This window comes from Nonomuraea sp. NPDC003201 (assembly GCF_053590415.1).
In genome coordinates this window covers 55,211-75,443 of sequence record NZ_JBSFTC010000023.1, presented here as the reverse complement: position 1 = coordinate 75,443, position 20,233 = coordinate 55,211, and the positions used below count along the sequence as shown (strand labels likewise).

General features: G+C 71.6%; 22 protein-coding genes and 1 tRNA gene. 11 read left to right on the top strand and 12 right to left on the bottom strand.

What is annotated here, in order from left to right; translation table 11 throughout:
- Positions 1-312: 312 nt before the first annotated feature.
- The 4 genes from ACWDX9_RS12335 to ACWDX9_RS12320 all read right to left on the bottom strand — a co-directional run bounded on the left by ACWDX9_RS12335 (position 313) and on the right by ACWDX9_RS12320 (position 2,306).
- Positions 313-385 (bottom strand) — tRNA-Thr (locus ACWDX9_RS12335).
- Positions 386-424: 39 nt separating this feature from the next.
- The gene (locus tag ACWDX9_RS12330; RefSeq protein ID WP_449952359.1) at positions 425-655 is read right to left on the bottom strand and encodes a transposase; all 231 of its coding nucleotides are present in this window, start codon (positions 653-655) and stop codon (positions 425-427) included.
- A 73-nt stretch (positions 656-728) separates the two neighbouring features.
- Positions 729-1,256 (bottom strand): C40 family peptidase, encoded by a 528-nt coding sequence (locus ACWDX9_RS12325; RefSeq protein ID WP_449952356.1) that lies wholly within the window; start codon positions 1,254-1,256, stop codon positions 729-731.
- Between the two features lie 87 nt (positions 1,257-1,343).
- Positions 1,344-2,306, bottom strand: a complete 963-nt coding sequence (locus ACWDX9_RS12320; RefSeq protein ID WP_449952353.1) for a GH25 family lysozyme — start codon at positions 2,304-2,306, stop codon at positions 1,344-1,346.
- 584 nt (positions 2,307-2,890) lie between these two features.
- Between ACWDX9_RS12320 and ACWDX9_RS12315 the strand changes: the two genes are divergently transcribed.
- The 3 genes from ACWDX9_RS12315 to ACWDX9_RS12305 are packed head-to-tail and all read left to right on the top strand — an operon-like array spanning position 2,891 to position 5,072.
- The gene (locus ACWDX9_RS12315; protein WP_449952350.1) at positions 2,891-3,832 is read left to right on the top strand and encodes an ATP-binding cassette domain-containing protein; all 942 of its coding nucleotides are present in this window, start codon (positions 2,891-2,893) and stop codon (positions 3,830-3,832) included.
- Complete coding sequence (locus tag ACWDX9_RS12310; protein WP_449952347.1) at positions 3,813-4,556, top strand: ABC transporter permease; 744 nt, start codon at positions 3,813-3,815, stop codon at positions 4,554-4,556. Before ACWDX9_RS12315 ends, ACWDX9_RS12310 begins: the two co-directional genes overlap by 20 nt.
- A gap of 12 nt (positions 4,557-4,568) precedes the next feature.
- The gene (locus tag ACWDX9_RS12305) at positions 4,569-5,072 is read left to right on the top strand and encodes an NUDIX hydrolase (RefSeq protein ID WP_449952345.1); all 504 of its coding nucleotides are present in this window, start codon (positions 4,569-4,571) and stop codon (positions 5,070-5,072) included.
- Here the strand turns inward: ACWDX9_RS12305 and ACWDX9_RS12300 are convergent, their stop codons facing one another.
- Positions 5,073-5,420: a hypothetical protein gene (locus tag ACWDX9_RS12300; RefSeq protein ID WP_449952342.1), complete on the bottom strand. Its 348-nt coding sequence runs from the start codon at positions 5,418-5,420 to the stop codon at positions 5,073-5,075. It lies immediately after the preceding gene.
- A gap of 475 nt (positions 5,421-5,895) precedes the next feature.
- Here ACWDX9_RS12300 and ACWDX9_RS12295 point away from each other — a divergent pair, with 475 nt between their 5' ends.
- A complete protein-coding gene (locus ACWDX9_RS12295; protein ID WP_355206940.1) occupies positions 5,896-6,168 on the top strand; it encodes a ribbon-helix-helix protein, CopG family in 273 nt (90 codons plus the stop codon).
- Positions 6,169-6,187: 19 nt separating this feature from the next.
- Here ACWDX9_RS12295 and ACWDX9_RS12290 read toward each other — a convergent pair whose 3' ends face one another.
- Complete coding sequence (locus ACWDX9_RS12290) at positions 6,188-7,123, bottom strand: GlxA family transcriptional regulator (protein ID WP_449952339.1); 936 nt, start codon at positions 7,121-7,123, stop codon at positions 6,188-6,190.
- Positions 7,124-7,194: 71 nt separating this feature from the next.
- Here ACWDX9_RS12290 and ACWDX9_RS12285 point away from each other — a divergent pair, with 71 nt between their 5' ends.
- Positions 7,195-8,085: an NAD-dependent epimerase gene (locus tag ACWDX9_RS12285; protein ID WP_449952336.1), complete on the top strand. Its 891-nt coding sequence runs from the start codon at positions 7,195-7,197 to the stop codon at positions 8,083-8,085.
- Here the strand turns inward: ACWDX9_RS12285 and ACWDX9_RS12280 are convergent.
- Positions 8,082-9,215, bottom strand: a complete 1,134-nt coding sequence (locus ACWDX9_RS12280; protein WP_449952334.1) for an FAD-dependent oxidoreductase — start codon at positions 9,213-9,215, stop codon at positions 8,082-8,084. The two genes, ACWDX9_RS12285 and ACWDX9_RS12280, sit on opposite strands and share 4 nt — an antisense overlap.
- Positions 9,216-9,277: 62 nt before the next feature.
- Here ACWDX9_RS12280 and ACWDX9_RS12275 point away from each other — a divergent pair, with 62 nt between their 5' ends.
- A complete protein-coding gene (locus tag ACWDX9_RS12275) occupies positions 9,278-9,718 on the top strand; it encodes a MarR family winged helix-turn-helix transcriptional regulator (protein ID WP_387838082.1) in 441 nt (146 codons plus the stop codon).
- 16 nt (positions 9,719-9,734) lie between these two features.
- Here ACWDX9_RS12275 and ACWDX9_RS12270 read toward each other — a convergent pair whose 3' ends face one another.
- From ACWDX9_RS12270 to ACWDX9_RS12260, 3 genes are read right to left on the bottom strand one after another with little or no spacing between them, the layout of a single operon-like run.
- A complete protein-coding gene (locus ACWDX9_RS12270) occupies positions 9,735-10,367 on the bottom strand; it encodes a 2'-5' RNA ligase family protein (RefSeq protein ID WP_449952331.1) in 633 nt (210 codons plus the stop codon).
- A gap of 48 nt (positions 10,368-10,415) precedes the next feature.
- Positions 10,416-11,303 carry a hypothetical protein gene (locus ACWDX9_RS12265; protein WP_449952329.1) on the bottom strand — a complete coding sequence of 296 codons (888 nt, stop codon included), beginning with the start codon at positions 11,301-11,303 and terminating at the stop codon, positions 10,416-10,418.
- 16 nt (positions 11,304-11,319) lie between these two features.
- A complete protein-coding gene (locus ACWDX9_RS12260; protein WP_449952326.1) occupies positions 11,320-11,844 on the bottom strand; it encodes a MauE/DoxX family redox-associated membrane protein in 525 nt (174 codons plus the stop codon).
- A gap of 87 nt (positions 11,845-11,931) precedes the next feature.
- Here ACWDX9_RS12260 and ACWDX9_RS12255 point away from each other — a divergent pair, with 87 nt between their 5' ends.
- The 5 genes from ACWDX9_RS12255 to ACWDX9_RS12235 all read left to right on the top strand — a co-directional run bounded on the left by ACWDX9_RS12255 (position 11,932) and on the right by ACWDX9_RS12235 (position 17,952).
- Positions 11,932-14,652, top strand: a complete 2,721-nt coding sequence (locus tag ACWDX9_RS12255; protein WP_449952323.1) for a tetratricopeptide repeat protein — start codon at positions 11,932-11,934, stop codon at positions 14,650-14,652.
- A gap of 179 nt (positions 14,653-14,831) precedes the next feature.
- A complete protein-coding gene (locus ACWDX9_RS12250) occupies positions 14,832-15,017 on the top strand; it encodes a hypothetical protein (protein WP_350733697.1) in 186 nt (61 codons plus the stop codon).
- A 63-nt stretch (positions 15,018-15,080) separates the two neighbouring features.
- Positions 15,081-15,629: a hypothetical protein gene (locus ACWDX9_RS12245; protein WP_449952320.1), complete on the top strand. Its 549-nt coding sequence runs from the start codon at positions 15,081-15,083 to the stop codon at positions 15,627-15,629.
- Entirely contained in the window at positions 15,626-17,467 is a 1,842-nt protein-coding gene (locus ACWDX9_RS12240; protein WP_449952317.1) for an ABC transporter ATP-binding protein, read from the top strand. The genes ACWDX9_RS12245 and ACWDX9_RS12240 overlap by 4 nt, the downstream gene beginning before the upstream one ends.
- On the top strand, positions 17,464-17,952 hold the full coding sequence (locus ACWDX9_RS12235; RefSeq protein ID WP_449952314.1) for a S26 family signal peptidase: 489 nt from the start codon (positions 17,464-17,466) through the stop codon (positions 17,950-17,952). Before ACWDX9_RS12240 ends, ACWDX9_RS12235 begins: the two co-directional genes overlap by 4 nt.
- On the opposite strand, the gene ACWDX9_RS12230 is transcribed toward ACWDX9_RS12235, so the two are convergent.
- Entirely contained in the window at positions 17,925-19,730 is a 1,806-nt protein-coding gene (locus tag ACWDX9_RS12230; protein ID WP_449952311.1) for an ABC transporter ATP-binding protein, read from the bottom strand. The genes ACWDX9_RS12235 and ACWDX9_RS12230 overlap by 28 nt on opposite strands.
- On the bottom strand, positions 19,727-20,224 hold the full coding sequence (locus ACWDX9_RS12225; RefSeq protein WP_449952308.1) for a hypothetical protein: 498 nt from the start codon (positions 20,222-20,224) through the stop codon (positions 19,727-19,729). Before ACWDX9_RS12225 ends, ACWDX9_RS12230 begins: the two co-directional genes overlap by 4 nt.
- Positions 20,225-20,233: the final 9 nt, after the last annotated feature.

Below are 20,233 nucleotides of genomic sequence, written 5' to 3'. Positions count from 1 at the left end.
CGACGCAAGGCGGCGTGGCGACGCAAGGCGGCGTGGCGACGCAAGGCGGCGTGGCGAGCACACCCCTGCGGGGCACGCGTGGCGGCGCGAGGCAAGCGTGTGGCGACACAGCGGGCCGGTGGCGGCGCGGGGCAAGCCGGTGGCGGCGTGGCGGGCCGGTGATTTGGGTGGGTGGAGGAGGTTGGGCGGCGAGGACGGGGGTGGTGGTTAAGGGTGGGGGTGGATGTGCTGGGGTGGGGGCGAGGGGTGGGGAATGCGAAACGCCCGGCCCCGCGATCTTGCGGGTCGGGCGTTGTGGGTGTTCAGAGCAAGAGCCCCCAAACGGAATCGAACCGTTGACCTTCTCCTTACCATGGAGACGCTCTGCCGACTGAGCTATAGGGGCCTGTCCGGCGCTGCGGACAGGTGTAACCATACACGGCACTCAGCGATGATGCGAACTCGTTCGGGCCTCCGCGCGCGCTTCCGTCCGCCGCCGCGTCGGCAGTTCGATGACCTCGCACAGGTCGGCCAGGTCGACGTGTCTGGCCACCTCCGCCACAGAGGTGCAGTCGGCGACCACCCACCCGTGCCGGCGCACCCGCAGCAGTTGCCGCCCGCCGTGCACCACGCCTACGACCTCGTAGCCGTCGAGGCCGACCCATCGCCTGTCCATAGCGGCACACAGTAGCCGCCGGGTCTCTCAATTTTTGCCACGCCACACGCGTTACAGGCCATACCGAATCAGTTCAGAGTCGGTAGAAACCCAAGAAATCCTTACGACGGGCGATGTCGTCCACGCGCACCACCGCACCGGTCTCGGGCGCGTTCATCATCTTCCCGTTGCCGAGATAGATGCCTACATGGTGGGTTTTGATGGCTTTTTTCGTGATGCTTCCGAAGAAGACCAGATCCCCCGGCATGGCCACCAGAACCCGCCGCATCCGTCGTACGTGATCGTTGGTGTTCCCCGGCCCCAGCACGTCGGACCCGCTGGCCAGCGCGTACACCCATCGCGCGAACCCCGAGCAGTCGAGCCCGCGCGTCCGGGCGGCCGGGCAGGGCCGGATCTTCCCCTGGTAGCCCTTGCAGGTCCCGTTCGACGGGCCGGGCTCCTCGGCGTGACCGCCTCCCCATGAGTAGACGATCCTGCGCTGCTCGATCTCGTACGCGATCCGCACGACGTTCTCCGGCACGTACAGCCCGAGCGGAACGGAGGCCGTGGCGACGAGCAGGACCAGCGCCGCCGCCCCTGCTGCCAGCCGCCACCGCCTCATACCGTCCCGCCCCCGACAAGCTCCATGGCCTTAGGAGTCATCCTGCCTCATGGGGATCTGCGCCGCTCGGCGGCTCCCGGGCAGGCGTCAGCGGGCCTTGAGGGTCAGTTTCACGGAGCCCACGGTGACGTACAGCCCGACCGTGCCCTTCGACTTCGACGGCTTCGTGGTGATCGTGAACGTCGCCTTCTGTCCCCGCGTCAGCTCCCCCACCTGGCACAGCACCGCCGTGCCGCTGAACTTGCACCCGGGCGCCCTCACCACGCGCTGCCCGCCGAACGCCCGCCCCGACACCTTGACGTCCTTGACGGGGTGCGGGCCGGTGTTCGAGACGGTGACCGTGTACGTCTTCCGGTTCCGGGCCGCGCCCGAGACCGTCACCTCGGCCGGCGGGTTGGCCAGCTCCTTGAGCTGGGACTCGGAGCCGTTGAACGAGTTCTGCCCACCGGCCAGCGTGCCCTTCTCCGCCGACTGCCAGAACGTGTGCCTCTTCCAGCCCTTCGGCAGCTCACCGGGGTCGCCGCCCCAGCGGGCGAGCCAGAGCGGGTTCGACTTGAACTTGTCGGAGTTCCCCGTGCAGGTCTGCCACCAGCTCGTGGTGGTGTAGATGATCGCGCGGCGGCCGGTGGCCTCGTGGTACTTCTTCGTGAAGTCCTTGATCCACGTGACCATGTCCTCGGCGGACAGGTCGTAGCAGTTGTTCTTGCCGTTCTTGTCCTTGTACGGGTTGTCCTCGATATCGAGCACTCCGGGCAGCGTTTGACCGTCGCTGATCCAGTTGCCGCCGTTCTGCAGGAAATAGTCGGCCTGGGCCGTCCCGTCGGATTCGTGTGGTTGCGCAAAGTGATATGCGCCCCGGATCAGCCCGGCCCCGGCGGCACCGCCGTACTGGGCGTCGAACCTAGGGTTGCGGTAGTTCGTCCCCTCGGTGGCCTGCACGAACGCGAACTTCGCGCCCCCGGAGGCCACGCTTTCCCAGTCGACCTCGCCCGTCCAGTTACTGACGTCGACGCCGGGAACACCGTCGGCCGCCTCCGCGACTCCACCCATACCTAAGGCAGCAATTACCGCAATTACCCACAGACTTTTCACGCGGGAGATCATTGCGGAGCCTGACACAACCCCGCAAGTCCCGAAATATCAACTGTTTTTGAGGTATCAAGCCAATAGACCGTCCCAACTCCCGGCGGCCGTGCCCCCGGCGCCCATTCCGCCCAGCGCTCGTCCCCGAGCCGGGCCTCCCCGTGGATCGCATGCCGCACCCGCCCCTCGTCGCTCGGCCTCCCGGTCTTCAGCAGGGACGACCTCAAGGAGACGCCGGCCGGCGTGCTCGAACGGCCGCCCGGGATGGGCGGGCGGGAATGGAGCAGGCGGCCGGGCGCGGCCGCCGGGGAGAGCATGTGGACGCTGCCGGCCCCGCCAGGAAATCTTCGCAACACCCGGAAAACCGCACCTCAGCGCCCCGAAATCCGCCGTCGCGGGCCACCGTCGGAAACGGCGTTTCCGCAGGTAGGAGGGGTTTATGAAAGTGACGTTCGCGTTTGCCAAACCGGATTGAACCTGCACAAACTTGATTCGATCCTCAATCGCGCCCCCGACCAGGGGTTATTTCGCCATGCCCGGAGAGGCCGACCATGATCCAAACCCGGGGACTGACCCGAGTGTTCAAAGTCAAGAAGGAGCGTGTGGAAGCCGTACGCGGCATCGACCTGGAGGTGGAGGCCGGCCAGCTCGTCGCCTTCCTGGGGCCCAACGGCGCGGGCAAGTCCACCACCCTGCGCATGCTCACGACCCTCCTGCCGCCCACCTCGGGCACCGCCATGGTGGCGGGCCACGACGTGGCCAAGGACCCGGCGGGCGTGCGCGCCCGCATCGGCTACGTCGGCCAGCGCAACAGCGCGGGCGAGAACTTCCTCGTCCGCGACGAGCTCGTCACCCAGGGCCGCTGCTACGGCCTGGACGCCAGGCAGGCGACCGCCCGCGCCGAGGAGCTGCTCGACCTGCTCGACCTCAGAGCGCTGGCCAAGCGGCGCCCCGGCACGCTCTCGGGCGGCCAGCGCCGCCGCCTGGACATCGCACTCGGCCTCATCCACCGCCCCGACCTGCTCTTCCTCGACGAGCCCTCGACCGGCCTCGACCCGAAGAGCCGCGCCGAGGTCTGGCAGCACATCCTCCGGCTGCGGGAGACGTACGGGACGACGCTGTTCCTGACCACCCACTACCTGGAGGAAGCCGACAACATGGCCGAACGCGTGGTGATCATCGACAACGGCCGGATCATCGCGGACGGCACCGCCGAGCAGCTCAAGAACGACCTCGCCGGCGACCACATCACGATCACCACCAGCACGGAGGAGGAGGCGCGCAGGGCCGCGGAGCTCGGTGGCGGCGCCGCCGACGGCACCACCGTGCGCCTGCGCGTCCCCAACGCGGCCGCCGCGCTCCCCGACTACCTCAGAACCCTGGACGGCTCCGGCATCAAGGTCACCACCGCCGAGACCATCCGTCCGACGCTCGACGACGTGTTCCTCGCTCTTACCGGGAGAAGCCTCACCGATGACGACATTCTTTCGTGACACCGCCACCGTCTTCTCGCGGGAGTTCAAGCCGGTCATGCGCGACTCGGTCGGGCTGCTGTTCGAGATGGGGCAGCCGCTGCTGTTCCTGTTCCTGTTCGGGTCGCTGCTGGACGGGGCGGTCGGGTCGTCGTGGCAGTGGTTCGTGCCGGGGATCCTGGTCATGATGTGCCTGACGGGCCCCATGTCCGCCGGCTACACCCTGCTGGTCGAGCTGATCGGCGGCTCGCTGGAGCGCATGATGGTCACCCCGCTGAACCGCACGGCGATGCTGGTGGGCCGGACGTTGAAGACCATGATCGTGCTGCTGGCCCAGGCCGTCCTGATCATCGTGCTGGCCGTCCCCCTGGGCTTCGAGCTGTATCCGGCGGGCGTCCTGGCGGGCCTGGCGCAGCTGGTCGTCTTCGGCGTCGGCCTGGGCTCGCTCTCGTTCGTGCTGGCCATCAAGTCGGCGCCCGGCGGCACGCTCTTCTACATCGTCAGCCAGTCGATCATGTTCCCCCTGCTCCTCCTCTCGGGGATGATGCTCCCCCTGGAGACGGCTCCGGCGTGGCTGCGGACGATCGGGTACGCCAATCCGGTCACGTACATCGTCGAAGGCCAGCGAGCCCTCTTCTCCGGCAACCTGACAAGCCCCTCGATCCTGTACGGGACCGCCGCCGCCTGCGGGGTAGCCGCGATCGGCCTGTATCTGGGCAACCGGGCCATGCGCCGGGGTGTCTGAGACCCTTGAGGGATGACTCATCTGACGGTCCCCTGGATCCCCGTACGCCACCGCCTGGACGTGATCCTGTCCCCGGCCCTCCCGCCTGTGGACAAGACCACGTCGGCGTTCGCGTTCGTCTCGGACCAGACCGGCAGAACGCTCATGACGTGCGTGGACGAGGAGGGCCGCGGGTGGGACATCCCCGGCGGCCACCTCGAACCCGGCGAATCGGCCCTCGACGCCGCGGCCAGGGAGCTGTATGAGGAGACCGGCCTGCGCCTGCCGGCCACCGCGCTGTCCGCCTTCGCCTGGCAGCGCATCGAGCTCCTGGACGCGGCCCCGGCCGGCTACCGCTACCCGCCGCTGACGTACATGGTGATGTTCAGGGCCCGTCTCCCGCATCCGGGCCGGCCGACCCAACCGCCGGCCGGCTCGGAGAGCACCAGGGCCGACTGGCTCCCGCCATCGGAGATCGCCCGCGTCTGCCCTGATCGCACCTGGTTGCCGCTTCTGGACGGCCTGAGCCCGCACTAGCTATTTGGGCGCCTTCTCGGCGAAGAGATAGCCGCCCACGATCACGAACCCGATCTGGAAGAGCCAGAGCCGCACGTCCGCCACCTCGGGTTTCATCTGGCTCCACGCCTGCTCCGGCAGGAAGCCGGGGCCGAGGATGCTGGCCAGGACGACGGTGATGAGCACGCCTAAGTAGACGCCGATGAACCAGCTGCGATGGCGGACCGCGGTCTTCTCCAGCAGCTGCACCACCGGCGAGTCCGGGGGCGGCGGGGAGAGATCCACCAGCTCGCTCTTCGGTCGGACGTCCTCGGCCCCCTCGACCCCGGATCGATCTCCGGCGCCAGACGGCTGACTGGCTCCACTCATGTTTCCTCCATCAGCCCAGTCGTCAGGGCTGACTACGGGGAGGTGCGTTGGACCACCTCAGACTGCGATGGGACCCACCTCGGAGAGCGAGCCACGTGTTTATGTCAGATTTCTGCCGCTTCATGCGGGATTTCTGCCACGCTGCCCGATCGCGCGCCCCTGCGGGATAAGGCACATCCTAGGGGCCTGTGGGATTCGAGCGCGCCTTTAGCCCACATTTCATGATGCCGCGACGCGTACTATTTGCCAGAATTAACCGTATATGAGGCACAGGAGGAGATCTTTCCGCACCGGTATAACGTTCTTCCGTCGAGGTGTGACAGGACAACACTCGGTACGGATTGGACCCGTTCCTCATGGCAAGCCAGCGTGTATAAAAAGCATGCACCTATCGATGAGGACCGAGAGCAGCGAGACGTCGGAGCATCCCCGCCCTCTACTCCACGTGCCCCCTTACCCCCAAGGGCCAGGTGACATGACCATGACGCGTGAGTCCACCGGCAAGGACCCCAGGCTCGAGCAGGAGAGGAGCAACAACAACAGCAATTTCGTCCGGCTGTCCGTCAATCTGAGCCACGAAACAGCGCAGACGTTCAAGGCACTGGCCGAGCGCAAGGGCCTGTCGTTCACCGAGGCGATCCGCCGCGCCATCACCATCTGGAAATTCGTCGAGGACCAGCTCGCGCAGGGCCACGAGCTGGCCATCGTGGAATCCGACGGAAATCCGCGAAAAATACTGTTCCTATGATCAGCCATTCACCGGGGCCCTATGACGGAAGAGGCTCTCGGGTGAAGCTCGCGCGGTAGGCCGTGGGAGTGAGGCCGACCCGGCTGACCAGGTGTTTGCGGAGGGAGTCCGCGCTGCCCAGGCCGCTCCGCCCGGCCACCTGGTCCATCGGCAGTCCGGTGGTCTCCAGCAGCTCCCTGGCCCGGTCGACGCGCCGGTGCAGCAGCCACTGGAGCGGGCTCAGCCCGGTCTCGGCGTGGAAGCGCCTGGTCAGGGTACGCACGCTGATCCTGGCGTGGCCGGCCAGGTCGGCCAGGGTGAGCGGGCGGTCGAGGTGCTCGAGCGCCCAGGCCCGGGTGGGGGCGAGCGAGGTGCCGCGCTCGGGAGGCAGCGGGGTCTCGATGAACTGGGCCTGCCCGCCCGGCCGTACGGGGGAGACGACCGCGAGCCGGGCGGCCGTGTTGGCCACCGCCGCCCCGTAGTCGAGCCTGATCAGGTGCAGGCACAGGTCGATGGCGGCCGCGGCGCCCGCCGAGGTGAAGATGCCGTCGTCCTCGACGAACAGGACGTCGGGCCGCACGTCGACCGACGGGAAGCGGGCGGCGAGGTCGCCGGCCAGCCCCCAGTGGGTGGTGGCGCGGCGCCCGTCGAGCAGGCCGGCCTGGGCCAGCACGAACGCGCCCGTGCACAGCGAGGCGATCCGCGCCCCGCCGGCCGCGGCCTTCCGCAGGGCGTCGAGGACCTCCGGGGGAGCCGGCTCGCCGCCGCTGCCGACCGCGACCACCGTGTCGGCCTCCTCCAGTGCCTCCAGGCCGTGCGCCACCACCACGTCGGGGCCCCCGACGGTCGGCACGGGGCCGGGCCGCGCAGTACAGACGCGTACGTCGTAATGCGGGACGCTGTTGAACACCATGAGCGGGATCGAGACGTCGAAGCCCAGCACGGGAGGGACGATCACTGCGGCGAGGCGGTGCATGGCCAGATCCTCCGGATAGTTGGCATTCCGGCCACTATGCCACGAGGCCGCAGGTCGGCACCGTTGTCATCATGAAATTTCATGTGATCGTGGGTCGCGGGGCCACCGCGTCGAAGACCGCTCTGCTGCTGGCCGAGGACGGCGAGCGGGTACGGATGATCAGCCGCACGGGCGGCGGGCCCGACCACCGGCTCGTCGAGAGGGTCGCCGCGGACGCGACCGACACCGACCGGCTCACCGAGCTGGCCGAGGGGGCGGACACGCTGTTCACCACCGCCGTGCCGCCCTACCACACCTGGCCCGAGCAGTTGCCGATCCTGTCGGCGTCGCTGCTCACCGCGGTGCGGCGGACGGGCGCCGCGTACGTCATGCTCGGCAACATCTACGGTTACGGCCCCGTGGACGGGCCGATCACGCCGCACTTCCCGCTGACGGCGACCGGGCCCAAGGGGCGGGCCAGGGCGCGGGCGTGGGAGGAGGCCGCCGCCTCGGGGGTGAAGGTCACCGAGGTGCGGGCCGGCCAGTTCTACGGCGCCGGCGCCTTCTCGGTGTTCAGCCTCCTGGTGCAGCGGCCCGTGCTGGAGGGCCGGCTCGTCCTGGTGCCGCAGGAACTCGACGTTCCGCACAGTTACTCGGCGATCGACGACACCGCGCGCACGCTGGTCGCCGCGAGCCGGGAGGAGCAGGCGTACGGGAGGGCCTGGCACGTGCCCACCGCGACCCTGTCGGTGCGGGAACTGGCCCGGCGGCTCGCGGAACTCTCGGGAGCGCCCGCGCCGCGACTGGAGGAGATGACGGAACGCGACCTGACCCTGCTCGGGATCACCGATCCGTTGTGGGGAGAGATGCACGAAGTGCTCACCAAGCCGGGCCACCCGCTCGTCCTCGACTTCTCCGAGACCGAGAAGATCCTCGGCGTCGGCGCCACCCCGGTCGAGGAGGTGCTCCGGCAACTGATCTAGCGTCGCGAGAGCGCCGGCTCGTTGAGTCGGTTGCTGAAGCGGGCGAGCATGGCGGTCTGGGACGTCTCGGGGAACAACCGGGCGACCAGCGGTGGGACGCGCCAGTTCGCGGGGTTGCGCCTGGCCAGCCGGGAGACCAGGGAGATGTACGGGTAGCGGACCTTCTCGTAGGCGCGCAGCCGTACCGCCGGGTCGCCGCCGCCCTTGGCGAGCTCGCGCCCGAGCATCCACGCGTCCTCGAGGGTCTGGTTGGCGCCCTGCCCCAGGGTGGGCGGCATGATGTGGGCCGCGTCGCCGACCAGGGTGATCCGCCCCTTGCCCCACGCCGGGCGCACCTTGGTCCAGTGGTGGCCGAAGAACTCGAGGTCGTCCTCGGTCGCGCCGGCCAGCACCTCGGGGACGGGTGACGCCCAGTGCCCGAACCGCCGCCTCAGCTCGGCCAGCGGCGCGGCCGGCCGCGGATCGGCGGGCGACCAGCGCACGTCGAACCACCACTGCAGCAGGCCTTCACCGGCGGGCATGAGCCCGCACGCGCCCTCGCGCCCCGAGATGATGAGGTGCCGGTGCGTGCCGGCGAGATCGATGTCGATCCGGCTGAGCCCCTGCCAGGTGCCGAAGGTCGCCGGACGTACGGCGCCGTCGCCCCACAGGCAGCGCCGTACGACCGAGTGGTGGCCGTCGGCTCCGATCAGCAGGTCTCCCCTGTCCGTCGAGCCGTCGCCGAAGGTCGCCGTGACCTGGCCGTCGTCCTGGGTCACGCCCCGGCAGGCCAGGCCATGGCGGACGAGGTCGCCGGGAAGTCCGTCGGCCAGGCGTTCCAGCAGGTGGCGGCGGGGGATCGCCCTGGTCTCGAAGCCGAAGCGGCCGGCCGCGTGGGCGATGTCCATGCTGGTACGCAGCCGGCCGCCGGCGGTCAGCGCGTCGATCCGGTCGATGCGGGCGCCGACGCCGTCGAGGTCGATGCCGAGATCGTTCAGCACGGCGGTGCCGTTGCTCCAGATGAGCACCGCCTTGCCGCCCGTCCGCCGGGCCGGAGCCTGCTCGTAGACCCGCACCCGGTGACCGGCGGCCAGCAGCCCGCGCGCGACGGCCAGGCCGCCCACCCCGGCGCCGATGATGAGAACATCCATGTCTCCTCCAAAGCGGAGTATCTTCGATATGAAGATACTCCGCGATGGAGTAGGTTAGGAAAGTGGCCCACGAACATCCAGACGACGTCTTCCGCGAGTTCCTGGTCGCGGTCCTCCTGCACAACGAGGCGGTCGCCGACCGGCTCGGCCTGCAACCCGTCGACGTGGCGGCCGCCATCCTGCTGGAGACGCGCGGGCCGCTCGCCGTGGGGGCGATCTCCGAGGAGCTGGGGCTGCCGTCCGCCTCGACGACCCGGCTGATCGACAGGCTGGAGAAGGCGGGCTACGTACGGCGGGTGCGCGGCGAACGCGACCGGCGCACGGTCACCGTGGAGCTGGTCGAGGGCGGCCTGGACGACTACAACGCCGCCTGCGAGGCGTCCAGGCGGCACCTGGCGGCGATCAGCGCGCACTACGAGCCGGAGCAGGCGATGGTGATGCTGGACATGTTCAGCCGCGTCACCGAGGCCTACCGATGCGCCACCAAGGAGGTACGGGGGTGAACCCCGCGAAGCTCGCTCACGACGCGCCGAGCCGGACCTCCGCCACCGGTCGCCAGTCCCATGCCGTCTCCGGGCCGTCCTGGTTGACGACGTGGATGCTGCGGATCGTCACCTCGCGCTCCGGAAGGCGCTCGCCGAGCGCGTCGATGATGGGCGCCGCCGGGCCGTCCGCGTTGCTGTAGGCCACGGTGACGTGCGGCAGCCACGTGTCATGGGCGAGCACGCCGTCACGTCCCGTGGCCGCCCTCGTGGCGAACCGCGCCGCCTCCAGCAGGGGCCGCAGCCGCTCGGCCGGCCGCGCCTCCAGCACGACCGCCTCGGGGTGGTAGAGCACCCGCCCCAGCGTCACCGTGATCGGCGCGACCCGAGCGAGCTGGCCCGCCGCCTCCGCGGCCATCACGGTCACCTGACGCTCGGTGATCTCGTGCGAGTATCCGGCGACGAACGTGGTGAGGTGGATGAACCGCCGCGGCACCAGATCGAGCCCCGCCAGGCCGGCCAGCCGGCCGTGCGCCTCCTCGACGATGGCCCGCGCCTGCGGGTCCTCCCCCAGCAGAACGTGCCAGTAGAGCCGCCCCTGCCCCGGCGGCAGCATGAGCGATCGGCGCTTCTCCCAGCGATTCGCCATACGCGTCGGAAGCGGGCTCACGCGTCCTCCTCGGTGGGAGCGGGCAGCTGATCTGCTCACGCAGCGTGGTCACGATATCCGACTCGGTGAGCCGCGGTCACGAGGGGAATCGCGGGACAGCCGCACGTAGGCCCGGTCGTCGAAACTCTCGGCGCCGGCCGCCACCGCCTTGGTGGCCGCGTGTTCCATGATGCGCAGCCGATCGGCCCGTAACGAGGCCCGGAGCTCCGCTTCGGCTCCCGCGAGGGTCTGCGCCGGGCCGAGGTAGCCGTCCGACGCCAGCACCACCTCGTCCGCGTCCTCCGCCAGCACGAACGTCTCCACGAACCGCTCCGGGACCGGCCGCCCGTCCAGCACGCCGTATCCGAAAGGACCGGCCTCATCCCGGTTGGCCAGCACGGCCTGGCGCTCCAGCACCGGCCGGATCAGCGCCCGTCCCGGATCGGTGGCCGCCAGATCCTCCGGGCGTTCCCCCTGCAGCAGCAGGCAGTGCAGGTAGGCGGCCCGGGCCCCGGCCAGCACCGTGTCGATCAGCTTCCCGCCGGGGTGACGACGCCACCCGCCGTCGCGGTGACCCAGGGAGACGTGGACGTCACCCACGCGCCACATCAGCCGCCGCCTCGGCCACACCACCGCCGCGACGGCGGCCGGCGCGAGAAGGTCGTCGTCGGCGACGGACCACTTGCGGCGCAGCTCCATGAGCTCCGCCGAGACGGCCGCGACCGCCTGCGCCACGGTGACGTCGTCCGGCAGGGTGACGAGGGTCTGCGCGACACGGTCGGCGGCCAGGGCCCCGCCGCTCGCCCCGCCGTAGTCGCGGCCGGACTTGTCGGTGACGCCGTCGATCACCGCCGCGCAGCGGACGCCGCCGCCGTCCTCGATGACGACCACCCGGTCCTCGCCGGGTCCCGTGCCTTTGGCGCGCACCGCGCGCTCGGCCACCCGCCAGCCCGCCACGTGAGCCGCCGCCGGCTCAGGTCGTCCGGAGCAGTGAGACGAGATCGTCCCACCGGGCCATGAGCAGGCCCAGTACGGCGCCGAAGACACCGACGATGGCGACGATAGCCGGATCGAAGGAGCCGTTCACCAAGGAAGCGGCCAGCCCGAGCAGCGCCACCGCGATGAGGATGCCGTTGCGGGCCACGTGCGCCATGCTCAGGGGCGTCCGGGAGGCGCCGAAGCAGCGGCAGGGAACGGCGGCGCCCCTCCGTACCACCATGATGACGGCGACGGTGAGGCAGCCGAGCAGCCCCGCCGCGAGCACGAACGACGCCGACCCGGCCCAGCGAAGGGGGACCGCGGCCAGCACGATGACACCGGCCTCGGCCACCGCCGTCGCCGTCGCGGCCGTCGGCGCCCTGGCGTTGTCGATCACTGCCATCGCCTTGATCGACTGGACGAACTCGTTCCAGGCCCGGCGGCTGGAGACCTTGCTCGCCAGCGCGAGGACGAACACCGTGAGCAGCAGCAGTCTGCTCGCCACCTCGACGTACTGCATAGACCGCAACCTGCCATGGCCGCGCAAATCCGGCAAGAGCACCGCTGCGTTACTCTTCGAAGATCCACGAGCAAGGGGTGGACCGTCGTGCTGATCCGGTTACTCGGCCCGGTGGAGGTGGAGCGCTCGGGGCAGACCCGGCCCGTACGCCCTCCACAGGTCGCGCTCGCCGTCGCCGCGCTCGCTTGGGAGGTCGGCCGGGTCGTACCGGTCGACACGCTCCTCGCCCGGGTCTGGGGCGAGCAGGTCCCGCCCGGCGCGCGGCGCACCCTGTACACGATCATCACCCGGATCCGGCGCGACGTGCTCGCGGATGAGGGGGCGGTCGTCCGCCGGCTCGGGGGCTACCTGCTCGACGTGGACGAGTCCGCGGTGGACGTGCCGCGCTTCCGCGACCTGGCCGACCAGGCGCTGGCCGTACCGGACCCGGTGCCGCCGCTGGGCGCGGCGCTGGCGCTGTGGCGCGGCGATCCGCTGACCGGGCTGCCCGGCGAATGGGCCGAACGGGCCCGCCACCGCCTGCGCGACGAGCGCAGGGAGCTCCTGCTGCGCTGGGCACGGGTGGTGACCGGCCGGGACGCCGCGGCCGCGGTGGCGGCGCTGTCGCCGCTGGCCGAGGAGTACCCGCTGGACGAGCTGGTGGCCGCCGCGCTGATCGAGGCGCTGCACGCGTGGGGGCGGACCGCCGAGGCGCTGGCCCACTTCGCCCAGGTACGCCGGACGCTCGCCGAGGAGCTGGGCGTCGAGCCGGGTACGCCGCTGCGGAGCGTCCACCGGAAGCTGCTGCGCTCCGGCGACACGACCGAGGCCGCGCGCCCGGTCCCGGCACAGCTGCCGGTCGGCCTGCGGCACTTCGTCGGCCGGTCGGCCGAGCTGGACCGGCTGGCCGCGATCGGAGAACAGCCGGCCACCGCGGCGGTCTGCGCGATCTCCGGGCCGCCCGGGGTGGGCAAGTCGTCGCTGGCCCTGCGCTGGGCCCACCTGCACCGCGACCGCTTTCCCGACGGGCAGCTGTACGCCGATCTCAGCACGATCGACCCGGCCGACGGGACCGTGGTCCTGCCCCGGTTCCTCGGCGCGCTCGGGGTCGCGGAGGCTCAGGTGCCGTCGGGCGTGGAGGCGCAGATCGGGCTCTACCGCAGCATGCTGGACTGCCGCCGGGTCCTGGTCGTGCTCGACGACGCCCGCAGCGCCACCCAGGTCCGCCCGCTGCTGGCCACCGCACCGGGGTGCCTGACGCTGGTGACCGGCCGCTCCGAGCTGTCCGGGCTCGCCGTCACGGCGGGGGCGCACCTGGTCGGCCTGGACGTCCTGCCCGGCGACGACGCGCACGACCTCCTGGTGGCGTGGCTGGGCGAGGCCCGGCCGGCGGCCGAACCGGAGGCAGCCGCGAACATCATCCGGCGGTGCGGCCGGCTGCCGCTGGCGCTGGCGATCGTCGCGGCGCGGCTGGCGCGGCGCACCGATCTGCCGCTGACCGAGGCCGCCGCGGACCTCGAGCGGGCCCACGCCGATCTGGAACCGTTCGCGCACAGCGACCCCGCGATCGACCTGCGCCACGTGTTCGGGCGCTCGTACCGAGACCTGCCCGTGCCCGCGGCCCGGCTGTTCCGGCGGCTCGGGCAGCATCCCGGGCCGCACCTGCCGCTGTCGGCGGCGGCGAGCCTGGCCGCCCTGCCGGTGGGGCGCACGCGGGAGCTGGCCGCGCACCTCGACCGCGCCAACCTGGCCGAGATCCGCGCGCCCGGCCGGCTGCGCCTGCACGACCTGCTGCGCGTGTACGCGTCGGAGCAGGCGCGGGCCACCGACACCCGGGCGGCACGGCGGTCGGCGACGCGGCGGCTGCTGGACTACTACCTGCACTCGGCCTGCGCCGCGAACGGGATGTGTTACCCGCACCGCGACAACCTGCTCCTGGACCCGCCGGCGCGGGGCACCATGGTGGAGCGGTTCGCCGGGCCGGCGGAGGCCCTGTGGTGGTACGCCGACGCGTCGGTGACCCTGCCCGCGCTGCTGGCGGAGGCCACCGCGGCCGGGTTCGACGGCCACGCGTGGCGGCTGGCGTGGGCGTTCGCGGAGTTCATGCAGCGGCGCGGCCTCTGGGAGGAGATCCTGCGCACCCACGCGGTGGCGCTGGCCGCGGCCGAACGGCTCGGCGACCGGCTGGCCGAGGCCCGCTGCCACAACAGCATCGCCCGCGCCCACGCCCGGCTCGGCCGCGACGGCGAGGCGGTCGAGCACTTCGAGCGGGCGGTCGAGCTGCACCGCGACCTCGGCGAGCCCGTCCTGCGCGCGCACGTCCACCTCGGCCTGACCGTCGCGCTGAGCCGGACGCGACCCGATGAGGCGCTGAGCCACACCCTGCACGCGCTGGAGCTGTTCCGGCAGGCCGGCGACGTCGGCGGGGAGGCGCGGGCGTTGAACAACTCCGGCTGGCTGCGGGCCCAGCTCGGCGAGTACGACGAGGCGCTGGCCGACTGCCGCCGGTCCCAGCGGCTCCTCGCCGGCCTCGGATACACCCAGGGCGAGGGGCACGCGTGGGACAGCGTCGCCCACGTCCTGCACCTCAAAGGCGACTACGCGCAGGCGGTGGCCTGCTTCGAGCGGGCGGCCGAGCTGCTGCGCGACTGCGACGACCCGCACGCGGCCGCCGAGACGCTGGTCCGCCTGGGCGAGACGCACATCGCGGCCGGTGACCTCGCGGCCGCGCTCGACGCCTGGAAGCAGGCGGCGGAGTTCTTCGACGCCGTCGGCGACACGCAGGCGGCGAAGGTCCGCGACCGCATCGTCTCCTTCCACCGTCCCTGATCCGCACGCGCCTGCGATCGCCCGCCTGAGCTGCCGAAACAGGCCGTTAAGAATTCATTGAGAAATCGCTCAGACCTCTGGCGCACGCTGCGACGGGCGGCGGGACGACGGCGTGGTCCGGCGTGCCGCTTCCGCACGGGCGGGCGCCGTCCCGCCGGAACAACCGAAAGGAAAGTTCGATGCGCGTCGTGACCAGAATGGCCGACCGGCTCCTCGAGCTGATCGCGCCGCACTCCGTGGCCAGGGCTACCGACTGCGGTTATGAGTGCTGCAGTTTCCCGGCGTTCACCGCGAAGTACTGCTGCTACTACCCGAACGGCAGCCGCAGTTGCGGCGGCTGCAAGAGCTACATCTACTGCTCGTGACCGCACGTTGAGCGGGTGCCCGGCTGGCGGGCCGGCCGGGCCCTTTACACGGAAGGTTGTCTCATGTCCTATTTGATCGCCGTCGTGGCCCTCGTCGGCGCTTTGTCCCTCGTGGGTCTGGTGCTGACCCTCGGCGTGGTCCGGCGGCTTCGGGAGCACACCAAGCTGCTGGACGGACTGTATGAAGCCGTCGACCTGATGGGCGGCCCTTCCGGGCCGGGCGCGGGGCCGGCCGCCGGCGATGTCGCCGGTGACTTTGAGGCGACGACGGTGGACGGGAGCCCTCTCACCCGGGATCTCCTGCCGGACGGAACGGTCGTCGCGTTCTTGTCGCCCGATTGCCGCGGCTGCCATGAGAAGCTTCCCGGCTTCGCCTCGTGGGCCGCGGGCCAGGACCGCTCGCGGGTGCTCGCGGTGGTCGACAACCGATCGGGTGACCCCGCGGACATGGTCAGCGCTCTGAAGCCCGTGGCACAGGTGATCGTGGACAGCGCTGTGAGCAACGCGTTCGGCGTGCACTCGTTCCCGACGTTCCTCCAGGTGACGGCGGGCGGCAGGCTGCTCGCGGTGGCGCCCGAGATCTCCCGGCTGCCGGCCGGGTCGCCTGCGTGAGCGAGCCGGCGCCGACGTCGCGGGGGCTGGCCAGGAGCGCGGCACGCGCCGCCGCGATGGTGTGGCGGTCGGCGCCCGTCCACGTCCTTGCCTACCTGGCGGTCACGCTGGTGGGCTCGGCCACCCCGATCGCCGTGGCCTGGCTGACCAAGGCCGTGCTGGACGGGGTGGCGCTACGGCAGACCGACACGCTGCTCGCCCTGGCGGCGGCTGTCGCCGCCGTCACCACGGTCGCCGCCGTGGCGGCGCACGCGGGACATTACCTGCGTGCCGAGGTGGATCGCAGGACGGCGCTGCACGCAAAGGACGAGCTGTTCGCGGCGGTCTCCGGCTTCACCGGTCTGGCCAGGTTCGAGAGCCCGGCATTCCTTGACCGGCTGCGGCTGGCCCAGCAGAGCGCGAGCAACCCCGGCAGGCTGGTGGACACCGCGCTCACCACCGCTCGCAGCGCGGTGACGGTCGCCGGCTTCGTCGCGTCCCTGGCACTCGTCAACTCCGCCTTCACCATCCTGGTCGTGTTGTCGGCCCTGCCCGCGCTGCTCATCGAGCTGCGGATGTCGCGGCAACGGAACACGATGCTGTGGCGGATCGGGCCGGCCGAGCGTCGCGAAGGGTTCTACGCGCACCTGATGTCCACCGCGGACGCCGCCAAGGAGATCCGCCTGTTCGACCTCGGCGCGTTCTTGCGGCTTCGCATGCTGGCCGAGCTGCGCACCGCGAACGCCGAACGCCGCCGGATGGATCGGCGGGAGCTCCGCATCCACGCGAGTCTGTCAGGCGCCTCGGCGATCGTGGCCGGAGCGGGCCTCATCTGGGCGATCCTGGCGGCGGGGCAGGGACGGCTCAGCGTCGGCGACGTGGCGATGTTCGTGGCGGCGGTCTCCGGCGTGCAGGCGGCGCTGGACAGCATGGTGTCGGCCGGCGTGATGGCGTACGAGCACCTGCTGACCCTTCATCACCACGTCGCGATCGTGACCGCCGAGGCCGATCTGCCGGCGCCGGGCGCTCACCCGTCGCTGCCGCCCCTGCGCCGGGGCATCGAGCTGCGCGACGTCTGGTTCCGCTACAGTCCGGACCATCCGTGGATCCTGCGCGGCGTCAACCTGTTCATCCCGAACGGGTGCACGGTCGCGCTGGTCGGGCGCAACGGCGCCGGCAAGAGCACGTTGGTGAAGCTCCTGTGCCGCTTCTACGACCCGACGCGCGGGGCGGTCCTGTGGGACGGCGTGGACATCCGCGACGTGCCGCCGGAGACGCTGCGTGCCCGGATCGGCGCCGTCTTCCAGGACTTCGTGTCGTACGAGCTGACGGCGACCGACAACATCGCCGTGGGCGACCTCGCCGCCGCCCAGGACCCGGCGCGGATCGAGCGGGCGGCGCGGGACTCCGGGATCCACGACGTGGTCGCGGCCCTGCCGCACGGCTACCGCACGCTGCTGAGCCGTGGATTCCCCCAGGACCCGGACGACGAGCAGGACGACGCCGACTCCGGAGTGCTGCTCTCCGGCGGGCAGTGGCAGCGGCTGGCGCTGGCCAGGGCGTTCCTGCGCCGCGACCGGGACCTGATGATCCTCGACGAGCCCAGCGCCGGCCTGGACCCCGAGGCCGAGTACGAGGTGCACGGCCGGCTCGCCACGCTGCGGTCGGGGCGGACCAGCGTGGTCATCACCCATCGGCTCGGCGCGATCCGCACGGCCGACCGGATCGTGGTGCTGACCGACGGCGTCGTCACGGAGCAGGGCACGCATGCCACCCTGCTGGCCGAGGGCGGCACGTACGCCGAGTTGTTCGCCCGGCAGGCGACCGGCTACCGGGACGACGTGGAGCTGTCGCGGTGACCGGCGCGATCGTCGTGCTGGCGGCCGTCGGCGTCGCTCTCGCCGTTCTCCGGGTGCGCCGGCGATACCTGGTGGTGACCGTCCAGGGGGAGAGCATGCTGCCGGCGTACCGGCCGGGTGAGCGCGTCCTCGTACGGCGGACGCCGCCGGGATCGCTGCGCGCCGGGCAGGTCGTCGTGCTGAGCGGCTTCGCCCACGCCCGGCCGGGCGAACGCCCGCGGGAACCGCACCAGCAGCTGGGCGCGGGCCCGGGCTGGATCATCAAGCGCGTCGCGGCCGTCCCTGGTGACCCCATCCCGCGCGAGACCGTCCCCGCGCTGCGGACCGAGCCGGGCACGCGGGTGCCGGCCGGACGCCTGGTGGTGCTGGGCGACAATCCGGACCACTCGCTCGATTCCCGGCAGTCCGGCTACCTGGCGGCGGATCGCCTGTTCGGCGTGGTGCTGCGCAAGATCGCTCAGCCGATGTCGGCGCCCTCGCGGTAGCCGCTGGCCTGGGTGGCGAACAGGTGGGCGTACCGGCCGCCCAGCGCGATCAGCTCGTCGTGGGTGCCCCGCTCGACGATCCGGCCGTCGCCGAGCACCACGATCAGGTCGGCGTCGCGGACCGCTCCGAGCCGGTGCGAGACCAGCAGGCTGGTGTTGTCCGCGCGGTGCTCGCGCAGCCGCCGGTGCACCTCGTACTCGGCCTGCGCGTCCAGGCCGGAGCTGGGCTCGTCGAGGATGAGCAGGTCGCGGCGCTCGCGTACCAGCGCGCGGGCCAGGGCCAGGCGCTGCCACTGGCCCCCGGAGAGCGTCACGCCGGCCTGCGGGTCGTCGTCGTCCTCGGGGCCGAAGAAGACGCGGCTCAGCATGGTGTCGTAGCCCCGGGGCAGTGCCTGGACGGTTTCGTGCGCGCCCGCCAGCTCGGCGGCGGTCCGGAGCCTGGCGCGGTCGGACATCGCCTCGACCTCGCCCACCCCGATGTTCTCCGCCGCGGTCAGGTCGTAGCTCATGTAGTCCTGGAAGAGCACGCCCATCCTGGCGCGCAGCTCGGCGGGTGGCACGTCACGGATGTCGATGCCGTCCCAGAGGATCGCGCCGCGCGTCGGGTCGTAGAAGCGGCACAGCAGCTTGATCAGCGTGCTCTTGCCGGCCCCGTTGAGCCCCACCAGCGCGACGGAGGCGCCGTGGGGGATCGTCAGGTCCACCCCGCGCAGCACCCAGGGATGGCTCTCGTCGTACCTGAACCACACGTCGTGCAGCTCGATGCCGCGGCGCAGCGCGGGCAGCGGCTCCGGTTCGCCGGGCGTGGGCAGGTCGCCGGGCAGCGCCATCACCCGTTCGTGGTGGGCGAACAGGAGCAGCGCCTGGCGGGCGTTCGCGGCGTTGTCCACGGTGGCGGTCAGCGCGGCCTGCGTGCCCGCCACGGCGGCGGCGAACGCGGTCACGTCGCCGAGGGTGAGCCGGCCGTCGAGGGCGGAGTACACCGCCCAGAGCAGCCCGGCGCCGCTGACCGCGGCGGAGAGCGCCGCGAGCGCCGACTGCGTGAGCGCCTCCCGCCGGTCCAGCCGCCGATCCCCCGCCTGCAGGACGGCCAGCTCGCCGAGCACCCGGCGCTTGAGGAAGTCGCCGAGCCCGAAGAGCCGGACCTCCTTGGCGGCCTCGACGTCGGTGATCAGGGAGGAGTAGAAGATCTGCCGCCGGGCCGCGGCGGACTGCCCGGCGATCATCTTGATCCGCCGCTTCTCCAGGGACATCCTCGCCGCGAGGACGGGCAGCGCCGCGAGCGCCACCAGGCCCGCCATGAGCGGGCTCAGCACGGCGAGGGCGACGAGGAGCCCGGTCAGGGCGATGACGTTGCGCCCGAGGTCGAACAGGCCCGAGGTGATCGGCCCCATCGCGTTGCCCGTCGCCTGCGCGGCCATGCGCAACTCGTCGAGGAACACCGGATTCTCGAACCGCGACAGGCCGTGGAACGTGTTCACCCGCGTGTACAGGCGATCCTGCAGCAGCAGGTCCAGCCGGCGATCCGTCTCGCCCCGCAGGTAGCCGGTCAGCTGCGGCAGCACCCCGGCGACCAGCCCCAGCACGACGAGGCCCGCGACGGGGGTGAGCACGCGTTCCGGCCGGCCGGTCGCCAGCCCGTCGACGAGCGTCTTGGTCGCCCACACGGTGGCCGAGGGCAGCAGTCCGGCCAGGACGGTGGCGACCAGCTGGCACACCGCCGACACCGGCCCGGCCCGCCAGCACAGCAGCGCCAGGGTGGCGGCGCGACGGGTCACTTCGCCGGTGCCATGGCGGCGAGGTCGGTCAGCTCCGTGTCCGCGGCCACGACCCTGCCGTCCTGGTCGGTCCGCAGGAACGTGGGGAACGCGTGGATGTCGAGAGCCTGCACGATGCGCAGCGCGTCCTCGCCCGTGACGACGCTCGCCACGCCGCCCACCACCTCGACCAGGTCCGCTGTCTCCTCGACGGCGCCCGAGATGACCGCCAGGGCGCTCTGCCCCTTGGCCTCCGCGGCGAACTGCGGCGCGCGCTCGTGGCAGGTGTCGCAGCCGACGTCGAAGAAGCCCACGAGTCGCGGGCCCGCCACGTCCTGCGGCAGCGTGCGCCCGACCAGCACGCGGGGATCGTACGGCATGAGCGTCGACGTCCCCGCGAGGCGTTCCAGCTCGGCGGTGTGCTCGCGCAGCCGGCGCAGCACCCCCAAGGTGAGCACCAGGTCCAGCAGGCACAGCAGGCCGACCAGCAGGACGGCGACGATCAGGAAAGTCATCGGACAACC

What these genes read in the sequence shown, in the direction of transcription:
- ACWDX9_RS12330 (WP_449952359.1), bottom strand. Translation starts at nt 655, where the DNA reads ATGGACAGGCGATGGGTCGGCCTCGACGGCTACGAGGTCGTAGGCGTG.
- ACWDX9_RS12325 (WP_449952356.1), bottom strand. Translation starts at nt 1,256, where the DNA reads ATGAGGCGGTGGCGGCTGGCAGCAGGGGCGGCGGCGCTGGTCCTGCTC.
- ACWDX9_RS12320 (WP_449952353.1), bottom strand. Translation starts at nt 2,306, where the DNA reads ATGGGTGGAGTCGCGGAGGCGGCCGACGGTGTTCCCGGCGTCGACGTC.
- ACWDX9_RS12315 (WP_449952350.1), top strand. Translation starts at nt 2,891, where the DNA reads ATGATCCAAACCCGGGGACTGACCCGAGTGTTCAAAGTCAAGAAGGAG.
- ACWDX9_RS12310 (WP_449952347.1), top strand. Translation starts at nt 3,813, where the DNA reads ATGACGACATTCTTTCGTGACACCGCCACCGTCTTCTCGCGGGAGTTC.
- ACWDX9_RS12305 (WP_449952345.1), top strand. Translation starts at nt 4,569, where the DNA reads ATGACTCATCTGACGGTCCCCTGGATCCCCGTACGCCACCGCCTGGAC.
- ACWDX9_RS12300 (WP_449952342.1), bottom strand. Translation starts at nt 5,420, where the DNA reads ATGAGTGGAGCCAGTCAGCCGTCTGGCGCCGGAGATCGATCCGGGGTC.
- ACWDX9_RS12295 (WP_355206940.1), top strand. Translation starts at nt 5,896, where the DNA reads ATGACCATGACGCGTGAGTCCACCGGCAAGGACCCCAGGCTCGAGCAG.
- ACWDX9_RS12290 (WP_449952339.1), bottom strand. Translation starts at nt 7,123, where the DNA reads ATGCACCGCCTCGCCGCAGTGATCGTCCCTCCCGTGCTGGGCTTCGAC.
- ACWDX9_RS12285 (WP_449952336.1), top strand. Translation starts at nt 7,195, where the DNA reads ATGAAATTTCATGTGATCGTGGGTCGCGGGGCCACCGCGTCGAAGACC.
- ACWDX9_RS12280 (WP_449952334.1), bottom strand. Translation starts at nt 9,215, where the DNA reads ATGGATGTTCTCATCATCGGCGCCGGGGTGGGCGGCCTGGCCGTCGCG.
- ACWDX9_RS12260 (WP_449952326.1), bottom strand. Translation starts at nt 11,844, where the DNA reads ATGCAGTACGTCGAGGTGGCGAGCAGACTGCTGCTGCTCACGGTGTTC.
- ACWDX9_RS12250 (WP_350733697.1), top strand. Translation starts at nt 14,832, where the DNA reads ATGCGCGTCGTGACCAGAATGGCCGACCGGCTCCTCGAGCTGATCGCG.
- ACWDX9_RS12245 (WP_449952320.1), top strand. Translation starts at nt 15,081, where the DNA reads ATGTCCTATTTGATCGCCGTCGTGGCCCTCGTCGGCGCTTTGTCCCTC.
- ACWDX9_RS12225 (WP_449952308.1), bottom strand. Translation starts at nt 20,224, where the DNA reads ATGACTTTCCTGATCGTCGCCGTCCTGCTGGTCGGCCTGCTGTGCCTG.